An 18,618-nucleotide genomic window follows, 5' to 3' on the forward strand; every position below is an offset into this window, starting at 1 on the left:
CGCCCCCGTTTCGACTCGAGCTATCTGCCGTTTGACAACCCCTTCGCTTCGACTCGAGACGCGGCGCCCGCTATCGGTTTTCGAACTGTAACTCGACCCGAAACTGTCCGTGGGAAACGAGGTCACACAGCAGCCGGAGACACGCCGTTACTCGAACCGCTCGCCGGCCGGAATCGCCACCTCGAGCCAGTTCTCCTCGGGCGGCAGCGGGCAATCGAAGGTGTCGCTGTAGGCGCAAAACGGAGTGTACGCGAGGTTGAAGTCGACGACGATCTCGTCGCCGGTTTCCAGGTCGCGGTCCGGGGCCAGTTCCATGTACCGGCCGCCCTGGTAGCTCTGCTGACCCGTCGTCTTGTCCCGGAAGGGGACGAACAGCGGCTCTTCTTCGGGGCTCTCAATCTGGTAAGCGTTGAGTTCGAACGCGCCATCTTCGAGGTCCTCGTCGTCGCGCTCGAGGTCGAACTCGAGGGTCGCCACGCGAAGATATCGCATCTCTCGACCCGCGGTCGTCTCCATCAGGACGATCTCGGGGTCGTCGTGCACCGTCACGGTCGCGGCGACGTGGTAGTCCGGATCGGGATCGAAGTAGTCCAAGCCGTCGAACGAGTCGCGCTCTTCGGGCGGGATCGGCGACTGCGGGTGGTCCGTGAAGAACTCGTCTTTCTCGTCGCGTTTCGACTCGAGCTCCTCGCGCCACTGATCGACGTCGTCGAGAGTGCTCATAGCGTTCGTTGGGCGTCGCGACTGGAGTGCGTTGCGTTTGTCGACGGGGTTAGCCACGACTGAGCAACAGCGCGACACCGGTCAGAAGCGGCAGCCAGAGCGCCGTCGTGAGAATGAGGCCGGCGACGCGGCGGGTCACGTTGCCGGTTCCGTCTCCGACGTAGAGAAATCCCGCAGCGAGCGTCACGAGGATCAGCCCGAGGAGCGCGTTTGTCGTCCGTCTCTCGTCGACCGGGCGACTCGACTCCGACATCGACCGCTACTAGTTTACCAACTGATGAATAAGTTGCTGTAGCAGATGGAGACGAGACATGCGGACTGTCTCCGCTCGAGTCGTCGTCGCTACTCTTCGATCGTCAGGACGCCGTTCTTCGCGGAGACGTCGCTGGCCTCTGGCGGGAGTTCGAACTCGAACTGGTCGCCGTCGGCGACGATGATCGCGGTCGAGCCGAGAACGTCCATTTCGAGGTCCGCGGCGGCGTTCCCGAAGTCGACGGCGATGACGCTGCCGTCGTCGTACTCGAACGTGCGGATGACCGCATCGTCTCGCTCGACGTTTTTGAGGGAATTGGGGACCTTCATTGTCTACCCGTGCGTAGGAGCCGAGCGGATTAAAGGGGCACGCCGGCAGCGTCCGGCGACCCGACGTCGACGTAACGCTTATCGAAATTCCGGCGAACGACCCAGTATGTCACGGCGTTCGCGCCGGCCGCGACGATTTCGACGATCGCGGCGGGTTCGACGGCCTCGAGCGGAAACGGGAACGGAACCGAAACCGAGGACGAGCGCGGAGGCGGGCCGACGGCGATGACGGACCGCCGTCCCCCTCTCGTCTTCCTCGGCTCGCTAGCGGCGCTCTCGGCCAGCGTCGTTGCGCTCTCACGACTGACCGGCGTCGGCATGGTCGTGCTCGCGCCGCTGTACATGTTTACGCCGATGCTCGCGGGGATCGCGACCTGCCTCGTCGGTCCGCCGTCGTTCGAACGGGCCGGACTCCGCGTCGGCTGGGGACGGCTCCGCTGGCTCGCGGTCGCCGCGGTCGTCCCCATCGCGCTCGTGTTGCTCGGGACCGCCATCTCGCTCGCCCTGCCGGGCGTCGAGTTCGTTCCCGACGCGAACCCGCTGACCGGCGAGGGGACGGATTTCGCACAGACCCAGGGCGGCGAACCCGTCGGGCCGTCGCTTCCCGGCTGGCCGCTCAACCTGCTCGCGACGATCGCCGTCGCGATCGGGGTCGGCGCGACGCTCAACGTGATCTTCGCCTTCGGCGAGGAGTTCGGCTGGCGCGGCGCGTTCCTCACCTCGCTCTCGCCCCTCGGCTTCTGGGGTGCGTCGGCCGTCACCGGACTGGTCTGGGGGCTGTGGCACACGCCGGTCGTCCTCGAGGGGTACAACTTCCCGAACGAACCCGTCCTCGGGGTTGGCGCCATAACCGTCGCCTGCCTCGCGATGTCGCCGGTCTACACCTACGTCACCCTCTCCGCGCGGTCGGTGCTGGCGCCGGCGATCTTCCACGGGACGTTCAACGCCTTCGCGACCACGCTGGTCGTCTTCGCGCAGGGAGGATCGGAACTCGTCGTCAACCCCGTCGGCCTGATGGGCGCGCTCGCGTTCGGGATCGCCGCGGCCCTCATCGCGCTCCGCGGGGCGCCGGAACTCACTGCCGACTGGGCCGTCGCCGGCGAGAACGACGCGGGCTCCGACGCTGGAGACGGTGATTCCGGCGGCGAGGCAGGAACGCTCGAGTCGTCGACCGGCGAGGCGTAAGCGCCGGTGTTCTCACACCCGCCGGTCGACCCGACGTTTATGGCGGAAGCCGCGGCCACTGTACTCCGTCAGGGATATGCACCACCGTCACCGAGTAGGCGAAGAATGACCGACTGGCGCTCGATCTTCGGCCACAAACGTCCCTACGACGAGCAGGTCGACGGCATCGAGACCGCGATCGACGCTGCTCGAGACGGCGGCTACTCCGTCGTCGAGGGCGCCTGTGGCACCGGAAAGACGATGATCGCGCTGACCGCGGGGGTCGACCTCGTGCGCGATCCCGACACCGACTACGAGCGCGTGTTCGTGCTCACGAGCGTCAAACAGCAACTCCACCAGTTCGAGGAAGACCTCGAGACGATCAACGAGAACCTCCCCGACGACTGGAACCCCGTTTCGGGGCTCACCCTCGTCGGAAAGGCCGACGTCTGCCCGTACAACCGCGCCGGCGCCGGCGGGATCGACGACGGCAACGTCTACGACCGCTGTGAGACCCTGCGGGATCGCACCCGCGACCTCACCGGCGAGGGCGGCGACACGACCGCCGGGAGCCTGACCGCACAGGCCCGCAGCCAGCAGATAGGACTGGCGGACAGCGGCAGGCAGGGCGGCGGGCCGCGCCTTCTCCAGACGGCCGGCGAGACCGCGCCGTACTCGCCCGGCATCCCGGAGTACAGCGACGGCGGCCCCGTCGACGTCTCGACGGAGTACTGCCCGTTCTACGCCCAGTATCTCGAGGACCTGCCGGAGGAGGGCAGCGACGGCGATGCAGTGGAAGCGGTCCCCTACGACTTCACCGAGGCGGGGATGATCACCCCAAAGGATCTCGTCGCCCGCTCGGTCGCCCACGGCACCTGTCCGCACTCGGTGATGGGCGCCGTGCTCGGCCACGTCGAGGTCGTCATCGGGAACTACTACCACGCGTTCGATCCCCGGACGACCGGCTCCTTTACCGGCGCCCTGCTCGACGACTCCACGTTCGTCGTCTGCGACGAGGCCCACATGTTAGAGCCTCGCGTCCGTGATCTGGTCAGCGACGGGGTCGCTGATCGGACCCTTCGGGACGCCGAGACCGAACTCTCGCGAGTCATCCAACCGATCAAGTTCGAGCGCGAGGGACGGCGCGCCGAGGGCGGCTCCAAGACGGCCGACGCCGACCTCGTCCGCGCGGAACTCAACGACAGCGATGTCTCCTACGACGAACTCGAGCAGACCCTCGAGTTCGTTCGCGACCTCCGGAGCGAGCTCGACCGCCGGGTCACGGCGCACCTCGACCGGAAACACAGGGGGTGGCAGTCGAACCTCACCGACCTCTCGGACGACGAGATTCCGCTGCGCGACCCCGCGGAACCGGCAGAGGACGAACTCACGGCCTGGGCCCGCGAGGCGGGGTACGGCGACGCCGACTGGGTCCGCGCCGAGGCCGTCGGCGCCGTCGTCGAGCGCGTTCTGAACGAAGCCGAGGACGAGGACCGCACCCGCGCCGCACCCGCCGTCGGCCGCGTCTTGGGCGAGTGGTACCGGCGGGGCCACACCGACTACTTCCGCGAGATCGAACTCGAGCGCACCTGGGACGACACCGAACCCGCCGACTCGTGGCGCCGAGCCTACAACGCTCGCATGGCCCTGCACAACTGCGTCCCCAGCGACGCCATCGGCGAGCGCCTCGGCATGTTCGGCGGCGGCATCCTCATGAGCGCGACCTTGGAGCCCATGGACGCGTTCACCGAGGTGACCGGACTGGACTACCTCGAGCGCGAGGAAGACCGGCCGGTCGTCGAACGCCGCTACGGCCTGCACTTCCCCGAGGAGAACCGCGAGAGCTTCGCGGTCGCGGCGCCGAAATACACCTACGATAACCGCGGCCGTCCGGGAGAGGAGAGCGAGGCACAACGCGCCTCGAGTGGAGCGGGCGATAGCCCGCTGAACCCCACGCGTCGACAGTACGTCGACGCCGTCGCCAAGGTCGGCCGACTGCCGGGCAACGTCCTCGTCGGGATGCCGAGCTACGCCGAGGCCGACTGGCTCGCCGGCGTCCTGGAGGAGCGACTCGAGAAACCCGTCCTGCTCGACGCCGCCAGCGACGACGAGACGACGCAGGCGCTCAAACGCGAGTTCTTCGACGGCGAGGGGAAGGTTCTCGTGACTAGCCTCCGCGGAACCCTGACCGAGGGTGTCGACTACAGCGGCGACCGACTCGCGGCCGCGGTGGTCTGTGGCGTCCCCATCGTCAACACCTCGAGTCCGCGCACGAAGGCCGTCCGCCGAGCCTACGACGACGAGTTCGGCGACGGCTTCACCTACGCGCTGACGATCCCCGCGGTCCGGAAGGCTCGGCAGGCCATCGGCCGCGTCATTCGGAGCCCCGAGGACGTTGGCGTCCGCGTGCTCTTGGACGAGCGCTACGCTCGCGATAGCTGGGACTCCGTGCGTCCGTACCTGCCCGACGACGGCGAGTTCCAGCCCGTCAGTCCGGACATGCTCGACGTCGGCCTCGATCGGTTCAAGAGTCGACTCGAACAGTAGCCGGACCGACGCTCGACTCGCGGCCTCACTCCGACTCGGAGTCCGAGCGGGGGTCGGACGCGTTGGAGTCGAACTCGAGATCGGACTCGGAGCCGGATCCGGACCGATCCAGCGTGATCGTCGTCGTTGTCGTCGTCGTCTCGGCGTACAGCGAGTACAGGAGAATCGTGAAGCCCGCGGCGATGCAACTGCTCTGGATTGCGACGCCGAGCGCGACGTTGTCGGCGCCGACGTGGGCGAGCGCGCCGCCGATCGAGCCGGCGACGATGACGCTAAAGCCGATGGCAACCGCTCGTAACGCTGCCGACCCCGTTCGTCGAAAGGCACGGTAGGCCAGCGCGGCGACGGCGCCGCCGGTGACGAACGTCGCCGTGTTCGCGGCCGCGATGAGGAGCGTGTATTCGTCCATAGCTACGTGCAAGCACTCGGCGTCCTCGAAACGATTGCGATCGTCGCCGTTCCGTCGATCGCTCCGAGCGACTCGGTAGTACGGTGTCCGCGGCTCTTGTACTTCAGTGACGCCGCCTATTCTCACTCGGAAAGAACGGTGCGAAGACGTTCGGTGAATTGCGTCGGTGCCGATCGCTCGAGGTCGACCGCTGCTGGCGACGCGTCGGTCGCGGCCCCGTCCGTTTTCGACGTTACGCTAATCCGAAAGATTTTGTCACACCGGTGAGAGTCACGGCTGTGACAGCGAACGCGACTGCGGACGACCGACGGTACGTGCTCGCGGGTATCGTCGCGCTACTCGGCCTCGTTACCGGTGCGATTCTGCTCGACGTCCTCGGGACGATCATGTTTGCGCTGACGGTCGCCTACGTCCTGTTGCCCGTCCAGGGCTGGCTCCACCGGCGGGGCCTCTCGGAGTGGCTGTCGGCCGTCGCGGCGACCCTGCTCGGCTTCCTCGGAACCGTCGCCGTCTTCGCGCCGCTGGTCGTGGCGCTCTACGTCCGCTTCGACCAGATCCAGACCGTCCTCGAAGAGATTCCCGACGAGTTTCCCGTCGCGGTCGCGGACTACACCTACACCGTCGACGTCGCCGAAGTCAGTTCGCTCGCGCTCAACTTTTTGAGCGACACGGCCGTCTCCTTCGCCGCGGCGCTGCCCGTGCTGGGGATCAAGTTCGCGCTGTTCGTCATTCTGCTGTTCGCACTGTTGCTCGAGGCCGACGCCGCCGGTCGCGCGGCCATCGCGCCGGTTCCCCACGGCTACCGCGACATCGTCTACGCGCTCGCGATGCGGGCCCGCGAGACGCTGTACGCGATCTACGTCCTGCAGTTCGCGACCTCGGTGGCGACGCTCGTCATCGCCTACCCGCTGTTCTGGCTGCTGGGCTACGACGCGGCGTTCACGATCGCCTTCTTCGCGGCGATACTGCAGTTCATCCCGATGATCGGCCCCAGTCTGCTAATCGCGCCGATCGCGCTCTACCACGTCGCCGTCGGCGAACTCGTCGCCGGTCTCCTCGTCGGCGTCCTCGGAATGGCCCTCATCGCCTGGCTTCCCGACATCGTCGTCCGACCGCGACTGGCCCGCCGTTCGGCCGGCCTCCCCGGGAGCCTCTACTTCGTCGGCTTCACCGGCGGACTGTTCACGCTGGGCGCCATCGGCGTCGTCGTCGGGCCGCTGATCGTCGCCGTCTTCGTCGAGGCCGTCGACCTGCTGGCCGACGAGGTCAACGGCGACGCGACGCTCGCTGACCTTCTCGAGGACGACCTCGATGAGTCGTCGCCGACGGCGTCCGAGGCGGATGCGGAGACCAGTTTCGACGAATCGAAGACGCGGACCGCCGACGACTGATCGAACCGACTGGCCTGGTTCGTCTCGCTACCGGACGGCCGTTGACGTCGCGTCGTCCGCCCCGGAAGGGAGCGGTGATTTCGCTCGCTTCGGTTCCGGACTCGTTCTCACTGTCGCGAACCGTCTAACAGAGTCCCGCTCGGTCACAGGCCTCTTCAGCGACCGCGTCACCGCAGCCGCTGTATTCGTCGGCGACGGTGCAGACGATTTCGACGAAGCCCAGACAGCTGAGTCCCGCAACGGGAATCGTGATACCGAGGAATCCGCAGATGAATCCGCCGGCGGCACTACACCCGATGGTACAGATTTGACCTGCGGCGTACTGACAGGCGCTACAGCTCGTAACTTCGATATCCGCTGGAGTGACAGCAGTGCCCGCGGAGCTGATCTGATCCGGGTCGAGTTCACTATTGCGTGCTTCTCGGATCGCGTCCGTATCGACGGAAATGACCGTCGCTCCGTCGGACGTGGCCGCAGGCTGTGGCCCGTTGGCTTCCCCTCCGCTCGTGGGCTCGAACCGGTGAACTTCGTTGAGGACACCATCGTCGGTTTTGTAGTAGTAATCGAGACTGGCGACTTCGATCTCACCGGTATCGGGATTGCGACCCACGACGATGCTGCCCTCGTCGGCGTCCGCCGGGTTCTCGAGATCGTACTGGACGACTTCTCGAGCGAAGTCCTCGCCTCGGGCGTAGCCGGCGACGACGCCATCGGCGTCGGTACGGACCTGTGCGCTGTCGGATCGAGCGCGCTGTGCGAGTTCGCGGAACGCGGGCGTCGCTGCGAGCTTGCGAGCGAGATCCCGTTTCTCAGCGCCGGTTAGCAGTTTCGCTTCCTCAGCCTGTGAGAGGTCACCTGCCGCGGCAGCCATTCCCGTCGACCCGGCAGCGAATAACCCGGCGGCACCGACGGTTTTGAGAACGTTTCGACGGTTAATTCCATCGCTTCCATCCAGTTTGTTATTATCTTCTTTCATCGCTACAATACACGGTATAATGGATGAAATATTGATAGTAACTTCTGCTCACAAAGCGTCGTTCGCTGTCCGTGCAGTCGATCCTCGTCGTGCAGCGGGTGGCCACTGTGTGCTCCGTCGGAGAATAGCGACCGCGGTACAGTCGTACCGCACCTCTTTCGAGAACCTCGTTCGTCGACGATCAGATACTTGTCTGTCGATCGGATGTGGACATCGAGAATCAGTCCGTTTTGATCCTGTTTTCCGCTCGCTTGAACGACGCGTACTTTTCTTTCATCCACCGTTCGATACCGGGTACCGGATCGTCGAATCGCACGACACCGTAGATCCCGCTTCCGTCGTTGTATGCGATAATCATGTATTTGTTCTCACTGAAACAAATTCCGTACGACGGATACTCGTCAACAACGATCATCTGTACCGTCTCCGACCGCTGTAACGCGTCGAACTCGGCCGGTTCTGCCTGCCCTATCGTTTCGAAACATTCTGCAGGACCGACGATTTCGCTATCCGTAGTCGACGCTCGTTGCGCGAGTACGGACGCGTATTTCGGGTTGATCGCCGGAGCGCATAGCCGCAGTCGATCGGCGTTTTCGATGAACGCAGTAAACTCGTTGACGGCTTCGAACGGCACATCGAATCCGTTTACCGCGATTTCGCCCGATGACAGAGCGTCTACGTCGACCGAAAATTTTCGGGGTACTTTCGAGAGAAACGATCCGATTTTCGCCGCGGATTCGATGTCCTCTAACAGGTCAGTGAAACTCGACAGAACGAACCGGCCTACTGGCGTAATCTCGTATACCTTTCCGCTTCGTTCTGTGACCCAGTCCCGTTCCTGTAACTCACGGAGATTGCGTCTGAGCGTCGTTCGATGAACATCTACCTTCTTTTCTAACTCGGACTGTGCGTGCGGTGATTCCGAGAGCACCTGGAGGATTCGAAGTCGGTCCTGTGTTCCAGTCAGGAATTGTACGTCTCTGTACCCGTTGTTCTCGACTCCGTGTTTGTGTTCGTTTTCTGATTTCATGCGCGACGATTACGGTCATTGTATTTGCTCCGTCACCGATTCTCTATTATCTATCCAGTCCGGTTCCGGTGACTGTCACGATCTAACTTGTCCGCATAGTTTTAATACACTATCAGATGTTATAGTTCTTTCCCGGGTAATAATAGAGCAAAAAAGTATGCCACGTGGCCAACGGTCGTTCTCGTTCCGATCGCCGTCACGTGATCAGTGCGACTGAAATGAAGGAGTGGAAATACCATTAAATTAATAACTTATAGCAACGGAAATACAAATATGAATCGTCGAACGTCGCTTCCGGTTGCGATTCTCGTTACTAGTGTCGCCGTCCTCTGTATGCTAGTGCTTGCGACCGGATTTCTCGACCCCGACTGGATGCTCGACACGATCGGACTCATACCGTATCTCGGCGCGATAGTCGTGATGTTCGTCTGTTTCATTCTGTCGTTCTATTTTGACATGGTCGGTACGCTTCGTCGAGAACTGTAATCGCCGCTCACTCGAGCGTGTACTGGTTGAACCGTCGCATCGCTGCCCGATAACAGCCGTAGCCGACGCCGCCCTCTAGAGCGAGCCAGACTAGTACGGACGCGGCCCAACCGATGGTCGATACCGCACTGTCGCCTAACAGTAGCCGTGAACCGACGACGGCGCCGCTCCCGAGCGTCCCGAGCGACAGCACGACCATCGAGTAGATCGCAATCGCCGACAGACTCGGTGGAACCACGTTCCGCCGACGGCTGACTCGTATCGCGCCGAATCGGGGAAACTGCATACCGAGGGCGAGCGCGATCCCAATCGCAGCCGAACCGTGGACGCCGGCCCAGAGCGCCAGTCCGACTGCGATCGGCAGCGCGTATGTCGCGGCGCTGACCGCGCCGACGGTCGCGACGAGCAGCGGGACGCCGACGATCGCGCTCATCAGCGCCGTGCCACCCACGAACTGGTGTCCGTCGACCGGCGACGCCACCGTCGCCGGTAGCGCCGCCCCGTCGTCGCCGAGCGGGTTCAGCGTCAGGCAGCCGCCGACGAACCACGAGCCGAGGAGACCGACGGCAATCGGCAGCAGCGAGCGTCCGGCCGACGTCTGTGCCAGATCGACCACCAGCCACACGCCGACGAGCAGCGGGAGGCCGAGATGCGAGACGCGCGTCAGGTCGCGTTTCGCTCGTTGTACCGATCGCCACGCGACGTACCGCGTCGGTCGGTCGATCCGTCCTCGCAGTCGGGCGAACGGACGCGGTTGCTCACTCGTGGCCGGCGACCGTCGAACATCACCGTCCATCCCCACGCCGTCGGTCCAGAGCTGCATCGCGAACCGCTCGGTCACCGATCCGCCTGCGAGGGCGACCACGAGTGTTCCGAGCACTGCTCCGACGACCCGATACGGGGACGCCGCGATCGGCGTCCCGACGACGAAGAGATCGGCGTACCAACTCGTCGGCAGTCTCGCGGCGAGTTCCAGGGTTGTGCTCAGTTTTGCCATCACACCGGCGGCGGCGATCGCTCCGAGAAGGCCGAGTCCGCCGGCCACGTGCGCCGTCTTCCAGCGGGCACGGCGACTCAAGACGGCGACCACGGCGCCGACCGCGTAGCCACAGCAGACGCTGCTCGTCAGAAACAGGACGGTGGCGACCGGAACCGTCGCAATCGGAACGGCCGTGTCGGCACCGGTGACGAATCCGACACCGAGGATCCCGACGGGGAGGGCGGCGAACGCCAGCGCGCGGAGTTCTTCCGCGACGAGGACGCCGATCGTCACCGCTGACGGTCGCACGCTCGTCAGTAACAGCGCCGGATTGTCGATATCTACGGTCCGTATCGCCGCTCGCTGCCCGAATAGCGCGGTACTCGACAGCCAGAGCAGCGTCACGAGCAGTCCGACGATCGGCGGCAGTGACGGATCGGCTCGAGCCGCGAGTTCGGCCGTTCGGCTCTGGACGACCAGCGTCATCAGTCCGAGATATAGCGTCCCGAAGAGCCCGGCTCCCGCGAGCAACGCGAGTCGAATCCGATCCCGTTTGAACGTCCGCCAATCTCGACGCACTTCGGTCCGGCCGATCCGTAGTCCGTGGGCGAGCGTCCGAAGCCGTCGTATCATCTCAGTCGGACTCGTTCGCCGAATCGTTGTACTTCAGTCCTCCGTAATAAATTGCGCCTAACACAATACTAGTACCGATCGCTTCGAGAAAGGCGGGCTCTGACCCCGTATACAGGTCGTACGCGATACTTACTGCGAAGAGGACGACTACCGCGGCAATCGCGTGTAATATGTGGTTCTCTTTCAGTTGTTGATTCAATCGTTCGAACGCGGATGCGTCTGTCATATTGTTCGATGGATAGTCCGCCGTCTTCTGTCTCTCAGCCGTTGGACGGTCGACGATCTCGCTTCGGCTGGTCTCGAGAGGCGATACGACGCTTGGAGGGCGACGTTCCGCCAGCCGGTTTCGCACCTCAATCTAAAATTCACTTCTATCCCAACATATACTTTTTGTCGATCAATACAGAACGAACGTTCCGAAGTAGGGATCGAATCGGGCGAACGAACTTCTTTTCTTGGGTTTTACTACTCGTAGGCGGGTCGTTCGTCCTGCGTTCCGAGTCCGCCGAACGGTGCTCTATCGTTTCCCACCGGGCCGCTTTTCCGGGTCACCATCGTCGAAATTGTCCCTTACAGTCGCGTCCGAACGTGGCAACTCCGGACGACCTCCCCATCTTTTTACGCTGGTCGTCGTCCGTTCCCTATGACTTCCGGCCGAACGCTCGCCAACGCGATCGTCGGCGCCATCGTCGGCGTCGTGCTTTCATTCATCCCGCTCTCGCCCGTTATCGGCGGCGGTACCGCGGGTTTTCTCGAGGGATCGAACGCCAGACAGGGAGCGGTCGCCGGCGCGCTCGCGGGGGCGATCGCGTTCCTCCCGGTCGCCGGCTTCGCGATGCTCGGACTCGGAGTCCTCGGGTTCGGAATGGGGGTCGTCGCGGCGCCGATCGAGGGCTTCGCGATCGCGGCGCTGGCGATCGTCGGGTTCGGACTGATCCTGTTCCTCTACACCGTCGGCCTGTCGCTGCTCGGCGGCTACCTCGGCGCGCTGCTCGCCCGCGAGTATCCCGATCAACGGCGCCAGGCCCAGGAGACGATCGGCCTCTCCTCGGACCGTTCAGAGCGATCCCGCTCGCTCGGCGCAACCGGCTCGCGAGGCACTCGACCGGACGTGAGGGTGGATAGCGACCGCGGCCGGCGCGATCACGAACGCGACCGCGAACGCGGACGGTTCGGAACACGCGAGTCCGCGTCGGAGGCAGGGACGGAGACGAGCCCAGAAGCTGACTCCGACCTCGACTCCGACTCGAGTGCGTCGTCCGACGGTGACCGGGATACCGAATCCGAGCGGTTCTGACGGAGCGGACTCGAGAACGCGGTACAGCCGGCGAGGGTGCCGAGCCCCGCTCCGGCCGTCGCCGCGAGGACCTGGCGGCGTCACTCTTTCCCGTTCCCGACCGGTCACTCGTAGCGGAGCGCGTCGATCGGATCCGTCCGCGCCGCCCGCCAGGCCGGGTACAGGCCCGCGAAGATCCCGACGAGCACGCCGACGACGATCGCCAGCACGACGTACTCGAGGGGGTAGACCAGCGGGAGGTCGATATACCACGCGCCCAGGTAGCCCGCGACGAGGCCCAACAGCGTGCCGAGGATCGCGCCGATGACGCCTAAAATCACCGCTTCGGCCAGAAACAGCCCCAGGATCTCCCGGTTCTGGGCCCCGACGGCTTTCATGATCCCGATCTCGCGGGTCCGTTCGGTCACCGAGACTAGCATGATGTTCGCGATGCCGACCGAGCCCACGACCAGCGAAATCGCCGCGATGCCGACGATGAAGTTCTGGAGCAGGTTCAATACGTCCTCGAGTTGCTGAAGTAACTCCGCGCTCGTCTGCAGTCGCACCTCGAGGCCGTCGTCGAGCAACGCGCTGGCGTCTGACTCCTCGCTCTCGAGGTAGCTCCGCGCGCTCTCTTTCGCCTGCTCGATCGCTGCGTCGTCGGTCGACTCCGCCTCGACGACGATCGCGAGGAACAGCGCGTCGTTCGCGTCGCTCGAGTTCCCGTCGGTCTCGGTTTCGTTCCCGTCGCTGCCGTTGTTCGCCCCGCCGGAGTCGCCGCCCGGGAACGCCGCGGCGGCGTCCTCCGTGTAGAAGGGGTCGGTCGGGACATAGACCCGCGGTGACGGCTCGAACCCTTCGAACGGGCTCAGTCCCTCGGAGCTCTCGGTGATGCCGACGACGGTGACGGTCGTCCGCTGGCCGCCCTGCAGAGCGACGGTCAACTCATCGCCGACCGAGACGTCCTCCTCGAACTGGCCGGCGACGGCCGGGTTGATGACGGCCTCGCGCTCGCCCTGTTCGAACTGCCGGCCCTCCGCGAGCCTGTTCTCCCGGATATACGACGGCCCGGCGGCTACGAGAGCGTCGCTCTGCGGCGATATCTCGCCCTCGTAGGCGAGGGCCTGCGTGGATAACGGCATGTAGCCGTAGGCCGCCTCGACCCCCTCTCGCTGTTCGATTTCGTCGAGATCGTCCTCGCTGAAGACGGGTTGGGCGCCCGCGAGCGGGCCGCCCTCGGTCTCGGGCTCGGCGGCCCAGCCGTAGACGTTGCGACGGTCGTCGGGGCTGACGTCTCCGAGTACCCCCTCCTGCAAGCTCGCGCCGAGCGTGACGAAGGCGATCACCGCCGCGATGCCGATCACGATGCCCAGCGTCGTCAGCGACGACCGCAGTTTGTGACCGCGGATCGACCGCCACGCCAGGCGCAGACTCTCGATCGCCCGCATCAGTCGTCCGCTCCAGAATCGGTTCGGTCCCGACTCGAGGGGTCGTCCGCCTGCTGGCCCTCGCTCTCGTCGAGGATCTCGATCCGTTCGATCTTCCCGTCGAGCAGGTGGACGATCCGCTCGGCGCGTTCGGCGACGTGGCGTTCGTGGGTGACGACGATCATCGTCGTTCCGGCCTCGTGGAACTCCCCGAAGAGGTCGAGGATGTCGGCCTCCGTGTCGGTGTCTAAGTTGCCCGAGGGTTCGTCGGCCAGCACGATGGCCGGATCGTTGACCAGCGCCCGCGCGAGCGCGACCCGCTGGCGCTGCCCGCCGGAGAGTTCGTTCGGGAGGTGATCGGTCCGATCCGCGAGGCCGACCCGCTCGAGGAGTTCGCGGGCCCGCTCGCAGCGCCGTTCGCGATCGACGTTCTGGAACAGCTGCGGGAGCGCGACGTTCTCCGTGGCGGTCAGCCGAGGCATGAGGTTGAACGTCTGGAAGACGAAGCCGACTGTGGTTCCCCTGAGGGTCGTCCGTTCGCGGTCGGTCAGCGCCGCTACGTCCTCGCCGTCGACGACGACGGTGCCGGCCGTCGGCGTGTCCAGACAGCCCACGAGGTTCATTAGCGTCGACTTCCCCGAGCCGCTCGGTCCCATGATCGCGGTGTAGGACCCGCGCGGAATCTCGAGGGAGACGCCGTCTAACGCGTGGACCGGCTCACCGAGCTGGTAGGTCTTACGGACGTCCTCGAGGGCCACCGCCGTGCCGGCGTCGGCGTTGGTGGCGTCAGCGCCGGCGGCGCCCCCGGTTCCCGATGTCGCCATAGGCGGTCGACCACGGCCCGACCGAAAAAGCTAGTACTAGCGGCGGATTGCGTCCACGAACTCGAGCCAGCGCTCGTGATCGTCCAGCGTCGCCGAGCGGGCCTCGGCGCCGAACCGCTCGCGTCGGAGGCTCTTGAGGGCGTTTCGTGCGCGGTCGATCCCGACGATCGTCTCGACGAGCTCCTCGCCTTCCTCGCGATCGATGGGGGCCGACTCGAGGCGCTCGACGAGGCGTTTCCGCTCGGCTGCCAGCTCCCGCTCGGTCTCCTGGACCAGCGGCTTCGCGTCGTCGGGGATGCCTTCGACTTTCCGGGTCTCGATGAGGAACTCCTCGAGGGGAAGGTCGTCGTCGCCAACGGTGATCGTCTCGGGGAGTTCTTGCCCGATCGTCGCGCTCTGGCGATTGACGCGCTCGATGAGGTCGCGTCGTTCAGCGGCGTTCATGATGGTGCGTTATTCTTGTAATATTGGTGAAATCACGATCAGCGTCCCGATCCGTCCGTTGCTACCAGTCGTCGCCTGTCGTCTCGTCTGACGATCCCCAATTGTCGCCTGTCGTCTCGGCTGTCCTCGACTCCTCCTCGATCACGTCGCCACGAATGATGATGTACGCAATGAGGGCGATGAGCCCGATCGGAAAGAGCAGAGCCAGCAACGCCCCGACACCGATCGCCCAGAGCAATTCGTTGTTTCCGCGCTTCGAAGCGTCCTTGTAAACCCAGTAACCGACCCCGAGTCCGATGAGTAGTGCGATGACCCTTCCGATGAGCACGTACTCCATGCCCGGTATCTCTCCGCCGGCCTGTAAGGGCACGAGCGCGAGATCGATCATGCCACCACCTCCACTCCGAAATTCGCTCGAGCGTTGTGCCGCTGCTGGCGGCCGCAATCGTATCGATCAGTTGTTCGCGGGGATATCGTATCCATATTCGCTCTAACTGTAAGATCATAGACCGAAGATATATTTCTTTCGTATATTACTATCTAAATAGATCGAAGATGGCTATAGAATATAGTATTTGTGGGGCGCCCATGTCTGATTCTGGCGGAAATGATGGTACAAAAGCATTTGTCCGTTTTATCGGGATCTCTGTGATAGCGATCCTATTATACAAACAAAGTTTATATGTATTAAGTGAAAATAAATTAATATCGTGACAACAATCGAGCTCTCTAATGTAACGAAGCGGTACGGGTCGGAAACAGCCCTCGAGGGGCTGGATCTCACGGTCCAGTCCGGCGAGATCTACGGCTTCCTCGGCCCCAACGGCGCCGGGAAGTCGACGACGATCAATCTGATCCTGGACTTCATCCGCCCCACAACGGGCGAGGTGCGCGTCTTCGGCCTCGACGCTCGAGCGGAGACCCTCGAGATCCGCACTCGGACCGGCATCCTCCCCGAGGGCGTCGAGACTTACGACCGCCTGACCGGCCGCAAACACGTCGAGTTCGCCATCGAATCGAAAGGAGCCGACGACGACCCCGAGGCCCTGCTCGAGCGTGTCGGAATCGCCGACGCGGCCGATCGGAAGGCCGGCGGCTACTCGAAGGGGATGGCCCAGCGGCTCATGCTCGCGACAGCGCTGGTCGGCGAGCCCGACCTCCTCATTCTGGACGAGCCCTCGACGGGACTCGACCCCAACGCCGCCCGCGAGATGCGCGAGATCATCCGCGAGGAGAACCGCCGGGGCGCGACCGTCTTCTTCTCGTCGCACATCCTCGGGCAGGTCGAGGCGATCTGTGACCGCGTCGGCATCCTTCGAGACGGGCACCTCGTCGCCGAGGACACCATCGAGGGGCTCCGGGACTCGATGCCCGAACGGACTCGGCTTCGCGTCGAACTCGATCGGGTTCCCGACGACACGGCCGGGGCCCTCGAGGCGGTCCGGTCGGTCGACGGCGTCTCCGAGGTGTCGGCTGACGGCACGACGCTCGTCGTGACCTGCGAGAATCGGGCGAAGTCGGCCGTCCTCCGAGCGATCGAGGAGTGCGGCGTCACCGTCGACGACTTCGCGACCGACGAATCGTCGCTCGAGGAGCTGTTTATGGCGTACACCGAGGGCGACGCCCAGGGGGTGCGGCAATGAGCGCGGTCACCGTCGCGAAAAAGGAGTTCGAGGACGCCGTCCGATCGCGCAAGCTGATGGTGATGACGGCGGTCTTCGCCCTGTTCACGCTCGGGGGCGCGTACCTCGGCGCGGAGTTCGGGGAGATGTTCGGCGCGGAACTCGGCGAAGGCGCGGAGACGACGATCCAACTGGTTCTCGCCCTGCAGACGCCCGCGAGCTTTCTCGTCCCGATTATCGCGCTGATGGTTAGTTACAAGGCGATCTGCGGCGAGCGCGAGAGCGGGAGCCTGAAGTTCCTGCTCGGCCTCCCGCACACGCGCAGCAACGTCGTGTTCGGGAAGGTGCTCGGCCGCTCGGCCGTCGTGGCCGCGTCGATTCTGATCGGGTTTGCCGTCGGGCTGGGCGGTCTCGTCGCCTTCGTCGGCTCCGTCTCGATCGTCGACTACCTCCTGTTTACGCTGATAACGATGCTGCTCGGCCTCGTCTACGTCTGTCTGGGGATCGGTATCTCCTCGTTGACGCGCTCGACGACCCGGGCGGCGGTCGGCGCGTTCGGACTGATCATATTCTTCTGGATCGTCTGGTCGTTCCTGCTACAGGCCCTATTGTACTACGTCGAGGGCACGCTCATTCCCGAACAGTATCCGAACTGGTACATCGGACTGGCCTCGATCTCGCCGGACGCCGCCTACGGCTCCGCGCTGGGCGCTGTCTTCGACGAATCCGCCCTTACGATGGCGAGCGCGTACGGTATTGAGGACCTCCCGATGATCGCTGAGCCGTGGTTCGGCTTCGTCTTGCTGGCGCTCTGGGCGCTCGTCCCGCTCGGACTCGGCGTCTGGCGGTTCAGTCGCACCGATCTCTGAGGCGAACGACTACCGACCGACTCGAGAGTACAACGTTTTTGCCGTCGCCCCGCGCCGTAGTAGCCATGAAGACGGCAGGCGGTTCCGACGCGGCGAAACGACGGGCCGGCGAACGCGCCGCCGAAGACGTCGCGGACGGGTTCGTCGTCGGGCTCGGCACCGGTTCGACGACCGCGTACGCGATCGAGGCGCTCGGCCGGGCCGTCGACGACGGCCTCGAGATCCGGGGAATTCCGACCTCCTTCCAGTCGCGCCGACTGGCCCTCGAGGTCGGGATCGAACTGACGACGCTGGACGCGGTCGAGGGGGTCGACCTCGCGATCGACGGCGCCGATCAGGTGGCCGACGACCCCGCGGCCGACGGCTACGGCGCGCTGATCAAGGGCGGAGGCGCCGCGCACACGCGCGAGAAACTGGTCGATGCAGCGGCCGACCGATTCGTCGTCGTCGCCGACCCCTCGAAACTCGCGCCGACGCTCGAGCGATCGGTCCCGATCGAAGTCATCCCCGACGCCCACACGGTCGTCGCCGATCGCGTTCGCGATGTCGGCGGCGAGCCGACGCTCCGAGAGGCCGAGGGCAAGGACGGTCCGGTCGTGACCGATAACGGAAACCTCGTCCTCGACTGCGCGTTCGGGTCGATCGACGACCCCGAGACCCTGGCGACCCGGCTCTCGCGGCTTCCCGGCGTCGTCGAACACGGGCTGTTCGTCGGGCTGGCCGACGCGACCTACGTCGGGACGGACGACGGCGTCGAGGTTCGCGACTACTGATCGGCGCTCGGCGACTCGCCGATAGCGGCTCGCTCGCGGCCGTCGTCTTTCGGCGCGGCTCCGCGACCCGCGAACAGTCCGGCGACCAGATAACACGCTCCAGCGAGTCGCGTCGCCGGAACCACCCACGGTTTCACCTCGAGTTCCGTCGGATTCTCGTAGGCCGTTCGGAGGCCGAGTCGAAGCGCCGTTCGCGGTGCCAGCGCGAGGACGACGCCCAGCCCGGCGACGAGTGGTTCGAGAACGGTCGTCCCGTCGGATCGGCGACCGGCCAGCCAGGCAACCAGCAGGCCCTCGAGTCGGCCGATCGGGAGCGTCCACGGTCGCAGCCGGCCGGCGTGGGGGTTCTCGAAGGCGAGCCGTTCGGCGGACTCGACGATTCGCTCCGGAGCGAGAGCTATGAGCAGTCCGAGCCCAAAGGCGAGGGATCGTCGCATACGAACTCGTTCGCGCGCCGGTCACA

19 protein-coding genes are annotated in these 18,618 nt (G+C 64.8%); 7 read left to right on the top strand and 12 right to left on the bottom strand.

The genetic code is table 11. The annotated features are described in order from the left end of the window. Nucleotides 1-147 precede the first annotated feature (147 nt). From EH209_RS17100 to EH209_RS17110, 3 genes are all read right to left on the bottom strand, one after another. The gene (locus EH209_RS17100) at nt 148-723 is read right to left on the bottom strand and encodes a DUF1684 domain-containing protein (RefSeq protein WP_126664057.1); all 576 of its coding nucleotides are present in this window, start codon (nt 721-723) and stop codon (nt 148-150) included. Nucleotides 724-772: 49 nt separating this feature from the next. Then, complete coding sequence (locus tag EH209_RS17105) at nt 773-976, bottom strand: hypothetical protein (protein ID WP_126664058.1); 204 nt, start codon at nt 974-976, stop codon at nt 773-775. An 89-nt stretch (nt 977-1,065) separates the two neighbouring features. Continuing rightward, the gene (locus tag EH209_RS17110) at nt 1,066-1,305 is read right to left on the bottom strand and encodes a DUF7127 family protein (RefSeq protein WP_126664059.1); all 240 of its coding nucleotides are present in this window, start codon (nt 1,303-1,305) and stop codon (nt 1,066-1,068) included. Nucleotides 1,306-1,530: 225 nt separating this feature from the next. Between EH209_RS17110 and EH209_RS17115 the strand changes: the two genes are divergently transcribed. After that, nucleotides 1,531-2,490, top strand: coding sequence for a CPBP family intramembrane glutamic endopeptidase (locus tag EH209_RS17115; RefSeq protein WP_126664060.1), 960 nt, complete (start codon nt 1,531-1,533; stop codon nt 2,488-2,490). A gap of 105 nt (nt 2,491-2,595) precedes the next feature. Then, nucleotides 2,596-5,016, top strand: coding sequence for an ATP-dependent DNA helicase (locus EH209_RS17120; RefSeq protein WP_126664061.1), 2,421 nt, complete (start codon nt 2,596-2,598; stop codon nt 5,014-5,016). 25 nt (nt 5,017-5,041) lie between these two features. On the opposite strand, the gene EH209_RS17125 is transcribed toward EH209_RS17120, so the two are convergent. Beyond that, on the bottom strand, nt 5,042-5,425 hold the full coding sequence (locus EH209_RS17125; protein WP_126664062.1) for a DUF7521 family protein: 384 nt from the start codon (nt 5,423-5,425) through the stop codon (nt 5,042-5,044). A 278-nt stretch (nt 5,426-5,703) separates the two neighbouring features. Here EH209_RS17125 and EH209_RS17130 point away from each other — a divergent pair, with 278 nt between their 5' ends. Continuing rightward, nucleotides 5,704-6,816, top strand: a complete 1,113-nt coding sequence (locus EH209_RS17130; RefSeq protein ID WP_211338377.1) for an AI-2E family transporter — start codon at nt 5,704-5,706, stop codon at nt 6,814-6,816. Between the two features lie 124 nt (nt 6,817-6,940). Here EH209_RS17130 and EH209_RS24410 read toward each other — a convergent pair whose 3' ends face one another. The 3 genes from EH209_RS24410 to EH209_RS17155 all read right to left on the bottom strand — a co-directional run bounded on the left by EH209_RS24410 (nt 6,941) and on the right by EH209_RS17155 (nt 10,920). After that, complete coding sequence (locus EH209_RS24410; RefSeq protein WP_211338378.1) at nt 6,941-7,687, bottom strand: halocin C8-like domain-containing protein; 747 nt, start codon at nt 7,685-7,687, stop codon at nt 6,941-6,943. 325 nt (nt 7,688-8,012) lie between these two features. Further along, on the bottom strand, nt 8,013-8,822 hold the full coding sequence (locus EH209_RS17145; RefSeq protein ID WP_126664064.1) for a helix-turn-helix transcriptional regulator: 810 nt from the start codon (nt 8,820-8,822) through the stop codon (nt 8,013-8,015). Between the two features lie 493 nt (nt 8,823-9,315). Further along, nucleotides 9,316-10,920 carry a hypothetical protein gene (locus EH209_RS17155; protein WP_126664066.1) on the bottom strand — a complete coding sequence of 535 codons (1,605 nt, stop codon included), beginning with the start codon at nt 10,918-10,920 and terminating at the stop codon, nt 9,316-9,318. Nucleotides 10,921-11,563: 643 nt separating this feature from the next. Here EH209_RS17155 and EH209_RS17165 point away from each other — a divergent pair. Beyond that, nucleotides 11,564-12,217 carry a DUF5518 domain-containing protein gene (locus tag EH209_RS17165; RefSeq protein WP_126664068.1) on the top strand — a complete coding sequence of 218 codons (654 nt, stop codon included), beginning with the start codon at nt 11,564-11,566 and terminating at the stop codon, nt 12,215-12,217. 104 nt (nt 12,218-12,321) lie between these two features. Here EH209_RS17165 and EH209_RS17170 read toward each other — a convergent pair whose 3' ends face one another. From EH209_RS17170 to EH209_RS17185, 4 genes are all read right to left on the bottom strand, one after another. Beyond that, complete coding sequence (locus tag EH209_RS17170; protein WP_126664069.1) at nt 12,322-13,644, bottom strand: ABC transporter permease; 1,323 nt, start codon at nt 13,642-13,644, stop codon at nt 12,322-12,324. Next, nucleotides 13,644-14,447, bottom strand: a complete 804-nt coding sequence (locus EH209_RS17175; RefSeq protein WP_126664070.1) for an ABC transporter ATP-binding protein — start codon at nt 14,445-14,447, stop codon at nt 13,644-13,646. Before EH209_RS17175 ends, EH209_RS17170 begins: the two co-directional genes overlap by 1 nt. 36 nt (nt 14,448-14,483) lie before the next feature. Further along, the gene (locus EH209_RS17180; protein WP_126664071.1) at nt 14,484-14,891 is read right to left on the bottom strand and encodes a DUF5788 family protein; all 408 of its coding nucleotides are present in this window, start codon (nt 14,889-14,891) and stop codon (nt 14,484-14,486) included. Nucleotides 14,892-14,952: 61 nt separating this feature from the next. Further along, nucleotides 14,953-15,279 (bottom strand): hypothetical protein, encoded by a 327-nt coding sequence (locus EH209_RS17185; protein ID WP_126664072.1) that lies wholly within the window; start codon nt 15,277-15,279, stop codon nt 14,953-14,955. Between the two features lie 322 nt (nt 15,280-15,601). Here EH209_RS17185 and EH209_RS17190 point away from each other — a divergent pair, with 322 nt between their 5' ends. From EH209_RS17190 to rpiA, 3 genes are all read left to right on the top strand, one after another. Then, nucleotides 15,602-16,534: an ABC transporter ATP-binding protein gene (locus tag EH209_RS17190; RefSeq protein WP_126664073.1), complete on the top strand. Its 933-nt coding sequence runs from the start codon at nt 15,602-15,604 to the stop codon at nt 16,532-16,534. Continuing rightward, nucleotides 16,531-17,382, top strand: a complete 852-nt coding sequence (locus EH209_RS17195; RefSeq protein WP_126664074.1) for an ABC transporter permease — start codon at nt 16,531-16,533, stop codon at nt 17,380-17,382. Before EH209_RS17190 ends, EH209_RS17195 begins: the two co-directional genes overlap by 4 nt. A gap of 65 nt (nt 17,383-17,447) precedes the next feature. After that, the gene (gene rpiA / locus EH209_RS17200; RefSeq protein WP_126664075.1) at nt 17,448-18,155 is read left to right on the top strand and encodes a ribose-5-phosphate isomerase RpiA; all 708 of its coding nucleotides are present in this window, start codon (nt 17,448-17,450) and stop codon (nt 18,153-18,155) included. On the opposite strand, the gene EH209_RS17205 is transcribed toward rpiA, so the two are convergent. Next, on the bottom strand, nt 18,149-18,592 hold the full coding sequence (locus EH209_RS17205; RefSeq protein ID WP_126664076.1) for a hypothetical protein: 444 nt from the start codon (nt 18,590-18,592) through the stop codon (nt 18,149-18,151). The two genes, rpiA and EH209_RS17205, sit on opposite strands and share 7 nt — an antisense overlap. Nucleotides 18,593-18,618 lie beyond the last annotated feature (26 nt).

This window comes from Haloterrigena salifodinae, from assembly GCF_003977755.1.
GTDB classification, from domain to species: Archaea; Halobacteriota; Halobacteria; order Halobacteriales; family Natrialbaceae; genus Haloterrigena; species Haloterrigena salifodinae.